The organism is Pelagibacterium nitratireducens, from assembly GCF_037044555.1.
Classification (GTDB): domain Bacteria; phylum Pseudomonadota; class Alphaproteobacteria; order Rhizobiales; family Devosiaceae; genus Pelagibacterium; species Pelagibacterium nitratireducens.
Genome location: NZ_CP146275.1, coordinates 70274 through 85432 on the forward strand (window position 1 = coordinate 70274; position 15159 = coordinate 85432).

General features: G+C 60.9%; 21 protein-coding genes. 7 read left to right on the plus strand and 14 right to left on the minus strand.

All coding sequences use genetic code 11. The features are described 5' to 3' along the window. Window positions 1-5 precede the first annotated feature (5 nt). Both nth and V6617_RS00330 read left to right on the plus strand, forming a co-directional pair. On the plus strand, window positions 6-692 hold the full coding sequence (gene nth / locus V6617_RS00325) for an endonuclease III (RefSeq protein WP_338610771.1): 687 nt from the start codon (window positions 6-8) through the stop codon (window positions 690-692). A gap of 215 nt (window positions 693-907) precedes the next feature. Beyond that, the gene (locus V6617_RS00330) at window positions 908-1909 is read left to right on the plus strand and encodes an adenosine kinase (RefSeq protein ID WP_338608383.1); all 1002 of its coding nucleotides are present in this window, start codon (window positions 908-910) and stop codon (window positions 1907-1909) included. Here V6617_RS00330 and coaA read toward each other — a convergent pair. The 7 genes from coaA to hisB all read right to left on the minus strand — a co-directional run bounded on the left by coaA (window position 1906) and on the right by hisB (window position 6499). After that, window positions 1906-2850: a type I pantothenate kinase gene (gene coaA, locus V6617_RS00335; RefSeq protein ID WP_338608384.1), complete on the minus strand. Its 945-nt coding sequence runs from the start codon at window positions 2848-2850 to the stop codon at window positions 1906-1908. The genes V6617_RS00330 and coaA overlap by 4 nt on opposite strands. 2 nt (window positions 2851-2852) lie before the next feature. Continuing rightward, window positions 2853-3173, minus strand: coding sequence for a phosphoribosyl-ATP diphosphatase (locus V6617_RS00340; RefSeq protein ID WP_338608385.1), 321 nt, complete (start codon window positions 3171-3173; stop codon window positions 2853-2855). Between the two features lie 72 nt (window positions 3174-3245). Next, window positions 3246-4010 carry an imidazole glycerol phosphate synthase subunit HisF gene (gene hisF / locus V6617_RS00345; RefSeq protein ID WP_338608386.1) on the minus strand — a complete coding sequence of 255 codons (765 nt, stop codon included), beginning with the start codon at window positions 4008-4010 and terminating at the stop codon, window positions 3246-3248. 106 nt (window positions 4011-4116) lie between these two features. After that, window positions 4117-4851 carry a 1-(5-phosphoribosyl)-5-[(5-phosphoribosylamino)methylideneamino]imidazole-4-carboxamide isomerase gene (gene hisA, locus V6617_RS00350; protein WP_338610772.1) on the minus strand — a complete coding sequence of 245 codons (735 nt, stop codon included), beginning with the start codon at window positions 4849-4851 and terminating at the stop codon, window positions 4117-4119. Beyond that, window positions 4848-5498 (minus strand): imidazole glycerol phosphate synthase subunit HisH, encoded by a 651-nt coding sequence (gene hisH / locus V6617_RS00355; protein WP_338608387.1) that lies wholly within the window; start codon window positions 5496-5498, stop codon window positions 4848-4850. Before hisH ends, hisA begins: the two co-directional genes overlap by 4 nt. Beyond that, entirely contained in the window at window positions 5495-5863 is a 369-nt protein-coding gene (locus tag V6617_RS00360) for a hypothetical protein (protein ID WP_338608388.1), read from the minus strand. The genes hisH and V6617_RS00360 overlap by 4 nt, the downstream gene beginning before the upstream one ends. Before the next feature lie 39 nt (window positions 5864-5902). Then, a complete protein-coding gene (gene hisB, locus V6617_RS00365) occupies window positions 5903-6499 on the minus strand; it encodes an imidazoleglycerol-phosphate dehydratase HisB (protein ID WP_338608389.1) in 597 nt (198 codons plus the stop codon). Between the two features lie 142 nt (window positions 6500-6641). Between hisB and hslV the strand changes: the two genes are divergently transcribed. From hslV to hslU, 3 genes are read left to right on the plus strand one after another with little or no spacing between them, the layout of a single operon-like run. Next, window positions 6642-7169, plus strand: coding sequence for an ATP-dependent protease subunit HslV (gene hslV / locus V6617_RS00370; RefSeq protein WP_338608390.1), 528 nt, complete (start codon window positions 6642-6644; stop codon window positions 7167-7169). Continuing rightward, entirely contained in the window at window positions 7166-7672 is a 507-nt protein-coding gene (locus V6617_RS00375; protein WP_338608391.1) for a GNAT family N-acetyltransferase, read from the plus strand. The genes hslV and V6617_RS00375 overlap by 4 nt, the downstream gene beginning before the upstream one ends. Next, window positions 7672-8982, plus strand: a complete 1311-nt coding sequence (hslU, locus tag V6617_RS00380) for an ATP-dependent protease ATPase subunit HslU (RefSeq protein ID WP_338608392.1) — start codon at window positions 7672-7674, stop codon at window positions 8980-8982. Before V6617_RS00375 ends, hslU begins: the two co-directional genes overlap by 1 nt. Before the next feature lie 114 nt (window positions 8983-9096). Here hslU and V6617_RS00385 read toward each other — a convergent pair whose 3' ends face one another. From V6617_RS00385 to V6617_RS00395, 3 genes are read right to left on the minus strand one after another with little or no spacing between them, the layout of a single operon-like run. Beyond that, a complete protein-coding gene (locus V6617_RS00385) occupies window positions 9097-9468 on the minus strand; it encodes a helix-turn-helix transcriptional regulator (RefSeq protein WP_338608394.1) in 372 nt (123 codons plus the stop codon). Continuing rightward, a complete protein-coding gene (locus V6617_RS00390) occupies window positions 9465-10076 on the minus strand; it encodes a Smr/MutS family protein (protein WP_338608395.1) in 612 nt (203 codons plus the stop codon). Before V6617_RS00390 ends, V6617_RS00385 begins: the two co-directional genes overlap by 4 nt. A gap of 20 nt (window positions 10077-10096) precedes the next feature. After that, window positions 10097-10813, minus strand: coding sequence for a Tim44/TimA family putative adaptor protein (locus tag V6617_RS00395; RefSeq protein ID WP_338608396.1), 717 nt, complete (start codon window positions 10811-10813; stop codon window positions 10097-10099). Between the two features lie 227 nt (window positions 10814-11040). On the opposite strand from V6617_RS00395, the gene V6617_RS00400 reads away from it, so the two are divergent. Beyond that, a complete protein-coding gene (locus tag V6617_RS00400) occupies window positions 11041-11469 on the plus strand; it encodes an FxsA family protein (protein WP_338608397.1) in 429 nt (142 codons plus the stop codon). A 223-nt stretch (window positions 11470-11692) separates the two neighbouring features. After that, entirely contained in the window at window positions 11693-12226 is a 534-nt protein-coding gene (gene secB / locus V6617_RS00405) for a protein-export chaperone SecB (RefSeq protein ID WP_338608398.1), read from the plus strand. A gap of 77 nt (window positions 12227-12303) precedes the next feature. On the opposite strand, the gene dnaQ is transcribed toward secB, so the two are convergent. Genes dnaQ through V6617_RS00425 form a run of 4 tightly spaced genes read right to left on the minus strand, consistent with a single transcriptional unit; the run spans window position 12304 to window position 15059 of the window. After that, window positions 12304-13011 carry a DNA polymerase III subunit epsilon gene (gene dnaQ / locus V6617_RS00410; RefSeq protein ID WP_338610773.1) on the minus strand — a complete coding sequence of 236 codons (708 nt, stop codon included), beginning with the start codon at window positions 13009-13011 and terminating at the stop codon, window positions 12304-12306. Between the two features lie 5 nt (window positions 13012-13016). Then, window positions 13017-13610, minus strand: coding sequence for a dephospho-CoA kinase (coaE, locus tag V6617_RS00415; protein WP_338608399.1), 594 nt, complete (start codon window positions 13608-13610; stop codon window positions 13017-13019). A 22-nt stretch (window positions 13611-13632) separates the two neighbouring features. Further along, window positions 13633-14460: a shikimate dehydrogenase gene (locus V6617_RS00420; protein WP_338608400.1), complete on the minus strand. Its 828-nt coding sequence runs from the start codon at window positions 14458-14460 to the stop codon at window positions 13633-13635. Continuing rightward, the gene (locus V6617_RS00425) at window positions 14457-15059 is read right to left on the minus strand and encodes a Maf family protein (RefSeq protein WP_338608401.1); all 603 of its coding nucleotides are present in this window, start codon (window positions 15057-15059) and stop codon (window positions 14457-14459) included. The genes V6617_RS00420 and V6617_RS00425 overlap by 4 nt, the downstream gene beginning before the upstream one ends. Window positions 15060-15159 lie beyond the last annotated feature (100 nt).

Below are 15159 nucleotides of genomic sequence, written 5' to 3' on the forward strand. Positions count from 1 at the left end.
AGAGGATTGTCCGCACACAAATCAAATCAATTATCGCCGCACCCATGCCCAAGCCACTGACCCGGGCCGAGATCGAAAAGATCTTCGAAGCCTTCTCGCTTCACGATCCCGAGCCCAGGGGCGAGCTCGATTACGTCAATGTCTTTACACTGCTGGTCGCCGTGGTTCTGAGCGCTCAAGCCACCGATGTGGGGGTCAACAAGGCGACAAAGGCGCTGTTTGCCATTGCCGACACGCCCGAAAAGATGGTGGCCCTGGGTGAGGACGCCATCCGCGAGCACATAAAGACCATCGGGCTTTATCGCAACAAGGCCAAAAACGTCTTTCTTTTGAGCCAGATGCTGATCGAAAAGCACGCAAGTGAAGTCCCCGACACGCGCGAGGCGCTGGAAGCTTTACCCGGCGTGGGGCGAAAGACGGCCAATGTCGTGCTCAATATCGGGTTCGGCCAACCCACGATCGCTGTCGATACCCATCTGTTCCGGGTGGGAAACCGCACGGGGATCGCCCCGGGAAAAACGCCGCTGGCGGTGGAGCTGGCCCTGCTCAAGCGTGTCCCTAAGCACTATCTGTTGCACGCCCATCACTGGCTCATCCTGCATGGGCGTTATGTGTGCAAGGCGCGCAAGCCAGAATGTTATCGCTGCATCATTGCCCAGTGGTGCCGCTATCCGGCAAAGACCGCCGGCTAGGACCAATCGACATTCAGCTTAGGGTGAGCCGAAAACGGCGGTTTTCGAGAACCGGAGCGGAGCGTACGTTCGGGTACGTGAGCACCGGAAGCGCAGAAAACTGCCATTTGCAGGCCGCCATCATCTGAATGTCGATTGGTCCTAGACCGGTTGCGCCTCCGGCCGCTATGGCTTAAGCGGGGGGCAGTATCCATGACAGTTTATGCGGAGCGCCGATGACCACGCGGTTCGACGTCCTGACCATCGGCAATGCCATCGTCGATGTGATCGCCCCGATCGATGACAAATTCCTTGTCGATGAGAGTTTACGCAAATCGATCATGCATCTTGTCGATGCCGATCGCTCGGCGGACCTGTACGCCAAGATGCCCGAGACCAAGTCGATCATTCCCGGCGGCAGCTCGGCCAACACGGCAGCGGGCGTTGCGGCGCTCGGCGGGCGCGCGGCGTTTGTGGGCAAGGTTGCCGAAGACGAGCTTGGGCTTGTGTTCCGCGACGATTTCGACACCAAGGGCATTCACTACGAAACCGCGTTTCTGCGCGACGATGTGGCCACCGCCCGCTCGATGATTCTGGTCACGCCCGATGGCGAGCGCACCATGAACACCTATCTGGGCGCCTGCCAGCACCTGACCGAAGACGATATCGTCGAGGAAACGGTCGGTGCTTCGGCCATCACCTATATGGAAGGCTATCTGTGGGACCCCCCGCAGGCCAAGAAGGCCTTTATCATGGCGGCCCATTACGCCCACAAGAACGAGCGCGCCGCGGCGATCACGCTGTCGGACCCGTTCTGTGTCAACCGCTTCCGCAACGAGTTTCTCGATCTGATCAAGTCAAAGACCATGGATTACGTCTTTGCCAATATCGAAGAGGTCAAGGCGCTCTATGAGACCGACGACCTCAATGTCGCGGTGCGCCAGCTTGCCGAAGACGCCGAAATCGCAGCGGTGACCATGGGCGCGCGCGGAGCCATGGCGATCAAGAACGGGGAAATCGTTTCCGTGCCGGCGTTTCCTGTCAGCAATGTTGTCGATGTGACCGGCGCGGGCGATCTGTTCGCCTCGGGATTCCTTCTGGCCACGGCGCGCGGGCAATCGATGGAAGAAGCGCTCAAGCTGGGGTGTCTTGCCGCCTCGGAGGTGATTTCGCACTATGGCGCCCGCCCGGTCGCCGATCTCAAGGCGCTGGCACGAGGCGAGGGGATTGCGGTTTAGACCTTCCGCAACGCCACTTCGTGAATGGAGTGGTCGGCGCCTTTCTTGAGAATCAGATCTGCTCGCCCACGGGTGGGCAGAATGTTTTCGCGCAGGTTCGGCAAATTGATCGATTGCCAGATGGATTTGGCCGTCGAAATCGCCGTCAGTTCCGACAGTTCGGAAAAGCGTTTGAAAAAGCTTTGCGGATCGCGGAACGCGGTTTCGCGCAGCTTCATGAAGCGCTCGACATACCAGGCCTCGAGCACATGCTCGTCGGCGTCGATATAGACCGAGAAATCGATGAAATCGGACGCAAAGACGATTGGATTGCCGGTTCTGGGCAATTCACCGGGCTGAAGAATGTTGAGCCCCTCGACGATCAGAATGTCGGGGCTTTCGACGACCACACGCTCGCCGGGCACAATGTCATAGACCAGGTGGGAATAGGTCGGCGCGCTGACACGGGGCTTGCCCGATTTGATCGCTGCAAGAAACTCGACGAAGGCAGACCGGTCATAGCTTTCGGGAAACCCCTTGCGCTGCATCAGCCCGCGTTTTTCCAGCACCGCGTTTGGATACAGAAACCCGTCGGTGGTGATGAGATCGACCTTGGGCGAACTCGGCCAGCGGCGCAGAAGGGCACTCAGAATGCGTGCGGTGGTCGATTTGCCGACGGCCACCGATCCGGCGACGCCGATGATGAACGGCACCTTGGCGCCATTGTGCCCGAGAAACCGGGTCGAGGCATGATGAATGGCCTGAATGGCTTCGACGTAAAACGAGAGCAGGCGGGTCAGCGGCAGATAGACGATTTCAGCTTCGGCGAGGGAAATCGGATCGTTGAGCGCCCGAAGATGTTCGATGTCCTCGCGATCGAGCGTCATGGGCTCGTCGGCGCGCAACCGCGCCCATTCCTCGATCGTAAAGCTCAGATAGGGCGTGTAGGTAATCCTGGCCATTGTCAGTCCCCGGACCTTGCGGACTTTTCGGCCAGGCCCGATTGCGCCGTGCGCCGGTCGAGTTCCTCGGACACCTCCGAGAGCGCAACGCCCTCCGAGCGCAACAGCACCAAAAGATGATAGACCAGATCGGCGCTTTCCTTGACCAGCTCTTCGCGATCCCCGCTCATCGCCGCGATCACGGTTTCGACCGCCTCTTCGCCAAGCTTCTGGGCACATTTGGCGGTGCCTTTAGCGATCAGCCTTGCCGTATAGGAGACCTCGGGCGAGGTGCCGGCCCGCTCGGCCAGACGCGCGTCAAGCGCTTCGATACTCAATGTCATGAAATTGTGCCTCCGTCTCCGCGCCATCCGTCTAACCATTGCCGGGGGCGGGGTGCAAGCAATCAAAAAGGGTTAGTCGAGCCGCATGGGAATGCCGGCCGCCGCCATATGCGCCTTGGCCTGGCCAATGGTGAACGTGCCGAAATGGAAGATCGAGGCGGCCAGAACGGCCGTCGCATGACCCTCTTTTATGCCATCGACAAGATGATCGAGGGTGCCCACGCCACCCGAGGCAATGACCGGCACGTCCACGGCGTCGGCGATGGTGCGTGTCAATTCGAGATCGAAGCCCGATTTGGTCCCGTCGCGGTCCATGGAGGTGACCAGCAATTCGCCGGCGCCGCGCTCGACGGCGCCAATGGCAAACTCGAGGGCGTTAAGCCCGGTCGGCTTGCGCCCGCCATGGGTGAAAATTTCCCAGGTGCCGGAGTCGCCGCGCTTGGCATCGACCGAAACGACGATACACTGATTGCCGAATTTGTCGGCGGCTCGTGCCACGAAATCGGGATCGTTGACCGCCGCCGAATTGATCGAGACCTTGTCGGCGCCGGACAACAGCAGCTTGCGGATATCGTCATTGGTGCGCACGCCACCGCCCACGGTGACCGGCATGAAGCAATGTTCGGCGGTGCGGGCAACGACGTCGAAAATGGTATCGCGGCCCTCGTGAGAGGCGGCGATATCGAGAAAGCAGAGTTCGTCCGCTCCGGCTGCGTCATAGGCGATGGCCGCTTGCACGGGATCGCCTGCGTCGACCAAGTCGACGAAATTGATGCCCTTGACGACGCGGCCGTCCTTGACGTCAAGGCAGGGAATAATGCGAGCTTTAAGTGTCATCGGACGCCCGCTCCTTTTTTCGAATTCACTGTCCTCGCGGCTGCGCCACTGCGGGCAAGCTGGCCGTCCTTGACGTCAAGGCAGAGAATGATGCGGGCCTTGAGGGTCATGCCGCTTCGCCCTTCAATATGGCCAGTGCTTCACGTGAATCAATGCGCCCGTCATAGAGCGCCCGGCCCGAAATCGCACCTTCGAGGATTTGCGCATCGGGCTCGGTCATGCGGCGGATGTCTTCTATTCCGGCCAGACCGCCAGAGGCGATGACCGGAATGGACATGGCATTGGCCAGTTCCAGCGTCGAGGGCCAGTTGATGCCCTTCAATACTCCGTCGCGATCGATATCGGTATAGATGATCGCTGCCACGCCGGCGCCCTCGAAGCGGCGGGCAAGGTCGATGGCAGAGAGTTCTGAGGTTTCCGCCCAGCCCTCGACGGCCACCTTGCCGCCCCGCGCATCGATGCCGACGGCGACCTGTCCGGGAAAGGCTTTGCAGGCGGCCTTGACCAGTCCGGGATCGCGCACGGCGACGGTGCCCAGGATCACCCGTGCCAGGCCTTTGTTGAGCCAGTTTTCAATATGGGCCAGCGTCCGGATGCCGCCGCCGAGCTGCACGGGAAAATCGACGGCCTTGAGGATCGCGTCCACAGCAGTGCCATTGACGCTCTCACCGGCAAACGCGCCATTGAGATCGACGACGTGCAGATACTCAAATCCCTGCCCCTCAAACAGCTTGGCCTGAGCGGCGGGATCGTCGTTGAAGACTGTCGCCTGCTCCATATCGCCGAGCTTGAGCCGGACGCATTGACCGTCCTTGAGATCGATGGCGGGAAACAGGATCATGGGCGCCATTTCAGAAAGTTCGCGATCAGGGCCAGCCCGAGGGACTGGCTCTTTTCAGGGTGGAACTGGGTGCCGAAAATATTGTCGCGGCCGACAATGGCCGTGATGGCGCCACCGTAATCGGCGGTGGCGATCACCTCGCTAAGGTTCTCGGCTTTCATGTGATAGGAATGGACGAAATAGGCGTGCAGTCCGGTTTCGCCTGTCTCTATGCCGTCGAGCAGGGCATGGGGACGGGAAACGCTCAGCGTGTTCCAGCCCATATGCGGCACCTTCAGTGCGGGGTCGGAGGGCTCGATCGTTTCGATGGCGCCAGCGATCCAGCCCAGCCCTTTCGTTACGATCTTTTCGCGACCGACGCTGGCTAAAAGCTGCATGCCCACGCAGACGCCCAGGAACGGTGTGCCGCCGGCCATCACCTTTTCATTGAGCACGTCGTGCATCCCCGGCACCGCATCGAGCCCGGCCATGCAATCGGCAAAGGCGCCGACGCCGGGCAGAACGATCCGGTCGGCCTTGCGGACAAGATCGGCATCGGAGGTGACGATGATCTCGGCCCCGGTTCCCTCGGCGGCACGGGCGAAGGCCTTTTGCGCCGATTTGAGATTGCCGGCGCCATAATCGATGATTGCAACGGTTTGGCTCATGGGCGCGATCCGTAGTTTCGGTTCAACCAAATCCGCTCGGCAGAGACGGTGCTGTCGGCTGCAAGTTCGCCGCTGGGGATCCAGTTGCGGCCCTCCAGTGCGCGGCCGGCGATCGAAGCGGCTGCAAAGCCGGTCCACAGCGCAAAGATCAGATAAAGGAGCACTGCAAGTTCATCCCCGAATTGGGGCGCGAGCAGAACAAGGCCAAGCGTCACCACAAGCCAGAGCACAAGATAGGCCATGGCGCCGCGGGCGAGCGCCCAGATCGGCGCAAACAGAAAGGCCGCCCAACTGAACTTCTCGGGCAGAACCCAAATGGCGTCGGGGCCGTTTTCCGGCTTGGCGTAGATTGTATAGAGGGTCATGAGACCGGTCCGTAACGGGGCCTTGCCCCAGCCTAAATCCTACAACACGCCCTTGGTCGAGGGCACCTGATCGGCAGCGCGGGTGTCGATTTCGACCGCCTGACGCAACGCGCGCGCCAAAGCCTTGAACAGGCTTTCGGCGATATGGTGGTTGTTGTCGCCATAGTGGGTTTCGGCGTGCAGCGTGATCCCGGCATTGATGGCAATTGCCTGGAAAAACTCGCGCACCAGTTCTGTATCGAAAGTGCCGATCGTGGGTGATGTGAACTGGACGCGCCAGACAAGGAACGGCCGGCCCGAAACATCGAGCGCCACCGTGGATTTGGTGCCGTCCATGACCAGGTCGCACGACCCGTAGCGGACAATGCCTTTCTTGTCGCCCAGCGCATCCTTGAGCGCCTGACCGATGGCAATGCCCACATCCTCGACCGTGTGGTGATCGTCGATGTGCAGATCGCCCTTGGCGTGGATGGCCATGTCGATCAGGGAATGGCGCGAAAGCTGGTCGAGCATGTGATCGAAAAAGCCGACCCCGGTTTCGATCTGCCGCACGCCATTGCCATCGAGATCGACGGCGACGGCGATCTCGGTCTCGTTGGTCTTGCGATCGAGCTTTGCCTTGCGCATTGGGTCCATCCCCTGGGAAACTCGGGCCTTGCATTAACAGCTTGAGGGGCGGCGGGAAAGCCCAGCATGGTGCCCTCGCATTGCATTTAGCCCAGCCAGTCCTAAATAAAGGCCAACACGCGTTTTAATGTGAAAGGCATTTGAGTTTCAAATGACGACAATCGTTTCAGTACGCAAGGGCAATCAGGTCGTGGTGGCGGGTGACGGGCAGGTCTCACTCGGCCAGACCGTCATGAAACATTCCGCCAGGAAGGTCCGTCGGCTGGCAGGCGGCTCGGTGATCGCCGGATTTGCCGGCGCAACCGCCGACGCCTTCACACTTTCCGAGCGGCTCGAAGCCAAGCTCGAACAGTATCCCGGCCAGTTGATGCGCGCCTGCGTGGAGCTGGCCAAGGACTGGCGCACCGATCGGTATCTGCGCCGGCTCGAAGCCATGATGATCGTGGTCGACAAGTCCGATTCGCTGATCCTGACGGGGACCGGTGACGTTCTGTCCCCCGAGGACGGGATCGCGGCCATCGGCTCGGGAGGCAATTATGCCCTTTCGGCAGCGCGGGCGCTCATCGACAGCGACAAGAGTGCCGAAGATATCGCCCGCAGATCGATGGCGATCGCCGCCGACATCTGCGTTTACACCAATGCCGATGTGACCGTTGAAACGATCGAGCTCGAATCTTGAGCCTTTCGATCCGCCAGATTGGACCTGATGAGGCCGAGGCCTATCGGACGATCAGGCTGATCGCGCTGGAGGGCGATCCGGCATCGTTTGCATCGGACGTCCAGACCGAGCGGGATCGCCCGCTCGACTGGTATGCGCAAGGCACGCGCGACGCGGCGATCTTTGTGGCGTTCGAAGACGATCGACCGGTAGGGATGGCGGGATTGTTCGTTTCCGACCGGGACAAGACCAGCCATATCGGAACGATATTCGGCGTTTACGTTCTCCCCCAATACCGGAGGGCCGGGCTGGCGGTCGCACTGATGGACACCGTCATCGCCCGTGCGAAAACCAAGGCCCGGCAGGTTCATCTCGGCGTCGCCGTGGACAATTGCGCCGCCCTCAAACTCTATCATCGGCTCGGTTTCCAGACCTATGGCACCGAGCCGCGCGCCCTCAATGTCGATGGGCGTTTCATCGACGAGCACCTGATGGTGCGGTTTCTGGACAAAGAAGACAGATAATGACTGACAGAAGTTTTTCCCCCCGCGAGATCGTTTCCGAGCTTGACCGCTACATCGTCGGGCAGTCCGACGCCAAGCGCGCCGTGGCCATTGCGCTGCGCAACCGCTGGCGCCGTCAGCAATTGCCCGAGGATATCCGCCGCGAGGTTTCCCCCAAGAACATCCTGATGATCGGGCCGACCGGCGTGGGCAAGACCGAAATTTCACGTCGCCTCGCCCGGCTGGCCCAGGCGCCCTTCGTCAAGGTCGAAGCCACCAAGTTCACCGAGGTTGGCTATGTGGGCCGCGACGTCGAGCAGATGATCCGCGATCTTGTCGAAGCCGGCATCGTGATCCTCAAGGACCGCAAGCGGGCCGAAGTGAAGGCCAAGGCTCATCTCAACGCCGAGGAGCGGGTGATCGACGCGCTGGTGGGGCAGTCGGCGACGCCCTCGACCCGCGAGGCATTCCGCAAAAAACTGCGCGACAACGAACTTGACGACAAGGAAATCGAGATCGAGGTACCCGCAACTTCGGGCATGCCGATGTTCGATATTCCCGGCATGCCGGGTGCCGGGGCGGGGATGATCAACCTGTCCGACATGTTCGGCAAGGCGTTCGGCGGCAAGACCCAGAAGCGCAGCGTCAAGGTCAAGGACAGCTACGAAATCCTCATCAATCAGGAGGCCGACAAGCTGCTTGATCAGGACAAGATCAATGCCGAGGCCATCGAGCTGGTGGAAAATCACGGCATCGTCTTTATCGACGAGATCGACAAGGTGGCCGCCAAGGAAGGCGGAGTGACCGGTGGGCCGAGCCGGGAAGGCGTGCAGCGCGATCTGTTGCCGCTGATCGAAGGCACCACGGTTTCGACCAAATACGGTCCGGTCAACACCGACCATATCCTGTTCATCGCCTCGGGCGCCTTCCACGTTTCAAAGCCGTCCGATCTTCTGCCCGAACTTCAGGGCCGCCTGCCCATCCGGGTGGAGTTGCGGGCCCTGACGCGCGAGGATTTCATCAAGATCCTCTCGGACACCGAATATTCGCTGATCCGGCAATATGTGGCGCTGATGGGCACTGAAGGGGTGACGCTCGAATTTACCCCCGACGCCATCGAGGAAGTGGCCAGCATCGCGGTCTCGGTCAATTCGACCATCGAAAACATCGGCGCCCGGCGTTTGCAGACGGTGCTGGAAAAGCTGGTCGAGGACATCTCGTTTGAAGCCCCCGACAAGTCCGGAACCACGCTGACCATCGACGGCGAACGTGTGCGCGAGACCGTGGGCAAGATGGCCGGCGATACCGATCTGAGCCGGTATATTCTCTAGAGCCAAGGATTTGATTGAATCAAATCCTTGGCTCTAAGCCTTTGTTTTGTCGCGTGTCCGAACCGCAAAACCGTTTCCACTTTTGCTGGACACGCTCTAAAGCATGCCGGGTGGTCACGGCTTTGTCTTGACCGCCCGGCGCATGACCTCGTCTCGGATGCTCCTGCAGTCTTCGGGCGAGAGCTTGGCAATCTCGCGGCCCAGAACATTTGTCAATTCGGTCGCCTCGGGCACCATGCCGGCGGTATCGATGGCCATTTTGGGGTCGGAGATTTCCGCCAGGCGCTGGATTTCCTCGGCCTCGTCCCAGATCACGTTGAAATAGGCGATCATGCGCTGCACCAGAAACCAGGTGGGCTTGCCGCGCTTGCCGTGTTCGAGGGCCGAAAGATAGGCGCTCGACACATTGAGGGCTTTGGCCATGTCCTTGAGCGCGATGCCGCGATCAGCGCGCAGCTTGCGCAATTTGGCTCCCAGCGGGGTCACATCTGCCTCTTGCGTTTGAGCCGGACATAAAGCGCGCCGCCTCCGCCATGGCTCTGGTGGGCGGGATCGATCCCGGCAACCATGGGGGCAAGCTCTTTGGCATTGAGCCAGAGCGGCACCATTTCGCGGAGCACGCCCTTTTGCTCGAGCTGCAGATATCCGGTCTTTTTGATTCCCTTGCCGGTGATGACAAGTACCGTCCTGTCGCCGCGCGCCGCGCGGGCAGGGATGAAGCGCTCAAGGGCCGCGCGCGCCTGATCCTGGGTCATGCCGTGCAGATCAAGGGTTGCATCGATCGGTTCGTGCCCGCGCGCCAGCCGCCGCTTGAGATTGGGCTCGATCGATTTTTCCCAGGCCGGGACCTTGGACGCCGCGATCATCGGGCCGGCCGAGGGCAGGGGCGGACGCGCGAACCGCGGAGCGGTGTCGATGGGCCTGGCCGCTTCGGGCTCCTCGGCTGCATTTTCGAGCGCTTCGAGCACGGCCTTGGGGTCGGTGCTCTTGCGCCGCAACAGCGGGTCGACTGTGTTGCCCACAGCATTCCACAGGTGCCAGTCGCGCACCGGCCCGGATTTTTTCGGGCGGGGTCCGGGCGGTTTGCGCGCCATGGCAGGTCTGCCTTTTTGGCCTAGTCGAGGTCGTTGGTCGCGACGAGCTTCCAGTTGGGATCGCGCGACCTTGTGTTGCGCATGAAGGTCCATTCGTCGGCGATCGCCACGACCTGGCCCGGCGTGCCCTCGACGATCTCGCCTTCGCGATCCTTGGTGATCGAAACCACTTCGGCGTCGATCCTGAGGGTAACGACCGCATTGCGCTTGTCGAGTTCGGCTTCGACGAACGCAATGTTGGAAAGGCCCACAAAGGTAAAGTCGACAGTATGACCCGCTGCTTCGCGTTCGGAGATGGCGCTGTCGAAACTGTCATAGACGTCCTTGTCGAGCAGCATCTTCAAATTCTTGCGGTCACCCGACGCATAGGCCGAAACGATCATTTCGTAGGCCGATTTGGCGCCTTCGAGGAACTGCTTGGGTGAAAAGGCGGGATCGGCGGCCGCGATGGCGCGCAGCCCTTCTTCGATCTCGGTCTTGCCGGATCCGAATTTTTCGATCTCGGCTTCGAGCTTGCGCTGGACCCTTTCAGCCTCCTCGGCATCCTGGGGATTGCGCCGCGGCATCGGAACCACTGTATCGTCGTTGTCCGACTTGGTGCGCGATATCGACTCGTAGCGCGTCGAGGGCGGACGCTCATTGCCGGTGCGGGTGCCCAGAACCGAGCGGAGACGCAGGAGCACTACGATGGCCACCACGATGACGATAAGGGTGGGAAAGTCGAGAAATTCGCCCATGAGTGAAATTCTGGCTCCAAAATGAAAGGTTCTGTCCACCGCCCGATCCGCAACACCAGTTGACTGGCGGGGGATCGGGGCGGTTCGCAATCTGGTTGTCGTGACCTATATATATGCAAACGCGCCCTGCAAACCAGTTTGCAGTGGCATTATTGTGATCGAAGGGTTTGCCCGGCACGATCGGTGCACGGTGGCGAACCCGACAAACCACAGGGAGCTTGCTCGGCGTGGGACGTTTCATACTTCTTGGAATTTTGCTGCTGCCATTTCTCGAAATCGCCGGATTCATCTGGGTCGGCGGGCAGATCGGTATTCTCTCGACCCTTGCCGCCATCGTCGGAACGGCCGTAGCCGGTGTCCTGATCGTCCGGTGGCAGGGGCTGGGCATGGTGCTCGACAGCCGGGCCATGATGGCGCGGGGCGAGATGCCACAGCGCCAGTTTGCTGAGATGATGATGATCGCGGTGGCGGGGCTGTTTCTTCTGGTCCCCGGTTTCATCACCGATGCCATCGGCTTTGCGCTGCTCATCCCGCCGGTGCGGCACTGGCTTTACGGACAGATGAGCCGGAACATGGTGGTGGTCACCACCTATCGGCCCTCCCAGCCCGGTCCGGCCCATAAATCGATCGACCTCGACAATGACGATTACCGCTAATGCGGGTCGAGCAGAACGGAACCGGGTTTGCGGCTCGGACACGCGAGAAATCAAAGGTTTGGAGCCGGGGACTTGATTCAATCAGATCCTGACACGCTCCAGCCGATTTTGCGCGTCTGTGCGCCAAACCTTGTGAGCCGGCCACAAAAGTGCTAGCCAAACGGCAAATTTGCGGTCCTTGCCGGGCCGCTCTGGCGAACCGGAGATAGGGACATATTGGCCAATGGCTGACGACAACACAAACAACGATGCGGCCGCCGCCGCCGGGCCGGAAGGAACTGCCCCCGCTTTTGGTATCGTGGGACAGTATGTGCGCGACCTGAGCTTTGAGAATCCCAATGCACCGGCTTCGCTCGTGCCTGGACAGGTCAATCCCGGTTCCAACGTCAACATCAACGTTCAGGTCAAAAAGCAGGGCGATGACGTTTATGCCGTCGAAATCGGGCTCAACGTCAAGACCGAACGCGAGGGCACTGTGCTCTATGCGGTCGAGTTGGTCTATGGCGGCCTGTTCCGCACCCGCAACATACCGGAAAACCAGCTCGGCGCGCTTTTGATGGTCGAAGCGCCGCGGCTGATCTTCCCGTTCGCGCGTCAGGTTCTGGCCTCGACGATCCAGGCGGGCGGCTTTCCGCCGCTGTTGCTCGAGCCTGTCGATTTTCTTGCGCTTTACCGCCGCAATCTGGCAGCGGCAGCCGACAAGAACAAGACCGAGGGCACAGCCGACGCCACCGAGGTCAAGCCGACCGTCAACTGAGCGGTTTCAACCGCACAGATGCGAAAGCCCCGGGAAAACCGGGGCTTTTTTGTTTCCGGCCGGCAAAAAAGCCAGGCCTATTCGACCTCGACGTCCAGCGTTTCGTATTTGAGCCACACGGCGCTGTCCCCCATCTGAGCGATAAAGGCCGCATGTGCCAGCTTTTCTGGCGCCGTCAGGCGCGCAGGCAGGGGCGTGGGGCGCTGGCGGGCCGGCGGACGGGTTCCCGCCCCCCGTATCGAGGTTTCGGCCTCAGCGGACAGGGCAAGCGCCACCTGCCGGCCACCGATCAGCTCGAGATAGACTTCGGCCAGGATCTCGCTGTCGAGCAGCGCGCCGTGCAAGCTGCGGCGTGAATTGTCGATGCCGTAATGCTTGCACAGGGCATCGAGGCTGACGCGGGCGCCGGGGTGAATCTTTCTGGCCAGCATCACCGTGTCGATGACTTCATTGGCAAGGCGCCCGCGGCCGGCCGCTTCGAGCTCGGCGTTCAAGAACCCCATGTCAAAGGGCGCATTGTGGATGATGAGGGTGTCTTCGCCGACAAAGTCGGCAAAGGCCTGCGCCACCTCGGCGAATTTGGGCTTGTCGCGCAGGAAGTCTTCGGACAGCCCGTGCACGCGAAACGCCTCTTCGGGCATGTCGCGCTCGGGATTGATATAGACATGGTAGTGACGGCCGGTCGGAACGTGGTTGATCAGCTCGACGCAGCCGATTTCCACCAGCCTGTCGCCATTGGCCGCCGAAAGGCCGGTGGTTTCGGTGTCGAGGACGATTTCGCGCAAAAGGCTCATGCCCGGACCTCTTCAAGCAGGGCGTCGATGACGGCATCGCTGCGCGCGATGGTGTCGTCCATGGTTCCCGAGGTATCGATGGCGTAATCGGCCCTTGCCCGTTTTTCGTCCTGGCTGAGTTGGCGCGAGAGGATGAGATCGAGCTTTTCGCTGCTCATGCCCGGGCGGGCAAGCACTCGCTGGCGCTGGATCTGGGGATCACAATGGATGGTCACGACCTTGTCGATGGAATATTTGACGCCGGTTTCAAAAAACAGCGGGATTTCGATGACGGCCAGATCATGGCCTGCCGCTTCAACCTCGTCCATGAATTCAAGCGCCTTTTCGCGCACCATCGGGTGGATGACTTCCTCGAGTTCGGAAATCCGGTGGGGTTCTGCCGCAATCGCGGCGCTGAGCGCTTTGCGATCCACCATGCCGTCGCGCACGGTGCCGGGGAACAGCGTCTCGACCAGCGCTGCGGCCTGTCCTGCGTAAAGTTCGTGGACGGCCTGGTCTGCCGAATAGGTTGGAAAACCCCGCTCGCCAAAGCGGGCAAGCACTGTCGATTTCCCCGTGGCGATGGAACCGGTGACCACAACGCGCAGCATTTTTCCCTCGAAAACTTCTCTCTTACTGCCCGAGTGCGGCCAGAACACGGTTTCTGAGCGTTTCGGTTACGGCCGGCGCAACGCCGAACCACGCGCGAAACCCCGGAACCGCCTGATGGAGCAGCATACCCAGCCCATCGACGCTGGCAAACCCCTCGGCCCGAGCCTGGGCCAAAAGGGGGGTAATGAGCGGTGTATAAACGATATCTGTGACCACCGCCCCCTGCGCCAGAGGCGACAGATCGAGCCCATTGAACTGTGTGCCCTTCATGCCGACCGCGCTCGTGTTGACGAGCAGCCCCGCTCCCGCCATTCGCGAGCCGATCTCAGAAAGAGGCCCCGGAACGATCGTCGGGCCGAATTCGTCTGCCAGCGCCTGGGCCCGGCCCAATGTGCGGTTGATGAGCTCTATACGCGGCACGCCGCGGTCGACCAGGGCGGCCAGGATGGCCCGCGATGCGCCGCCGGCCCCGATCACCACCGCCGATCCAAGCGCCTCGTCCCAGCCCGATGCCTGGGCATCGAGATTGGCGAGAAACCCTATATAATCGGTGTTCGTTCCCCAGATCTTGCCGTTGTCGGCCACCAGGGTATTAACCGCACCGATCCGTCTGGCCAGCGGATCGACCTCATCGATCAGCCCCATCACCGCTTCCTTGTGGGGGATGGTGACATTGCCGCCCACGAATTCACCCCCGCGCAGCCGGGCTACCAAGCCGGCAAGATCGGACGGCGCAATTTCGATCGCTTCATAGCTGGCCTCGAGCCCATGCTCGGCAATCCAGCTCTGATGGATCAGAGGGGATTGGGAATGGGCGATGGGGTGACCGATGACAAAGGCTTTTTTCATGATCCCGGCTCAAAGCTTTCCGGCGCATGCTGTTCGAGCGCTGCCAGAAGCGGCAGAAGCGGCAGGCCCAGAATGGTGAAATAATCACCCTCGATGCGCTCGAACAGGCGGATTGAGGGCCCTTCGAGCCTATAGGCAGCGACCGAATCAAAAATTGCCTCGCCCTCGAGATCGAGCACGCGATCAACGGTTTTTCGGGTAAAGGGCTTAAAGGTCAGCACCGCGGTTTCGACAGCGCTCCAGACGATTTTTCCCCCGCGGGCCAGCGCAACACCCGAATGGAGCTGATGGGACTTGCCCGCCATGGCCATCAGCCGCTCGGCGGCATCTTGGCGGTCAAGCGGCTTGTGGAGGCCCTGGTGCTGGAAAGCAATCGTCTGATCGGCCCCGATTACAAGCGCCTGGGGTGTCATGGCGCTAACGGCAAGCGCCTTGGCCTGTGCCAAAAGAGATGCAAGGCCGGCGCGATTCTCGCCGCTGGTCAAGGCCGCCTGTTCGATTTCACGCTCATCGACCCCGGCGCTGGCCACCGAAAACCGCAAGCCCGCGTTCTCGAGAAGGCTTTTCCGCGTTGTGCTTTTGGAGGCAAGGATCAACATGGCCGGGCTTTTGCGATTGAAGATGGAACGAGCTTTTCCACATGCGCTCTCACAGTTAAAGCCCATTTCGGGTTCCGGCCGTTCGGGGGCGGAGTTTTCC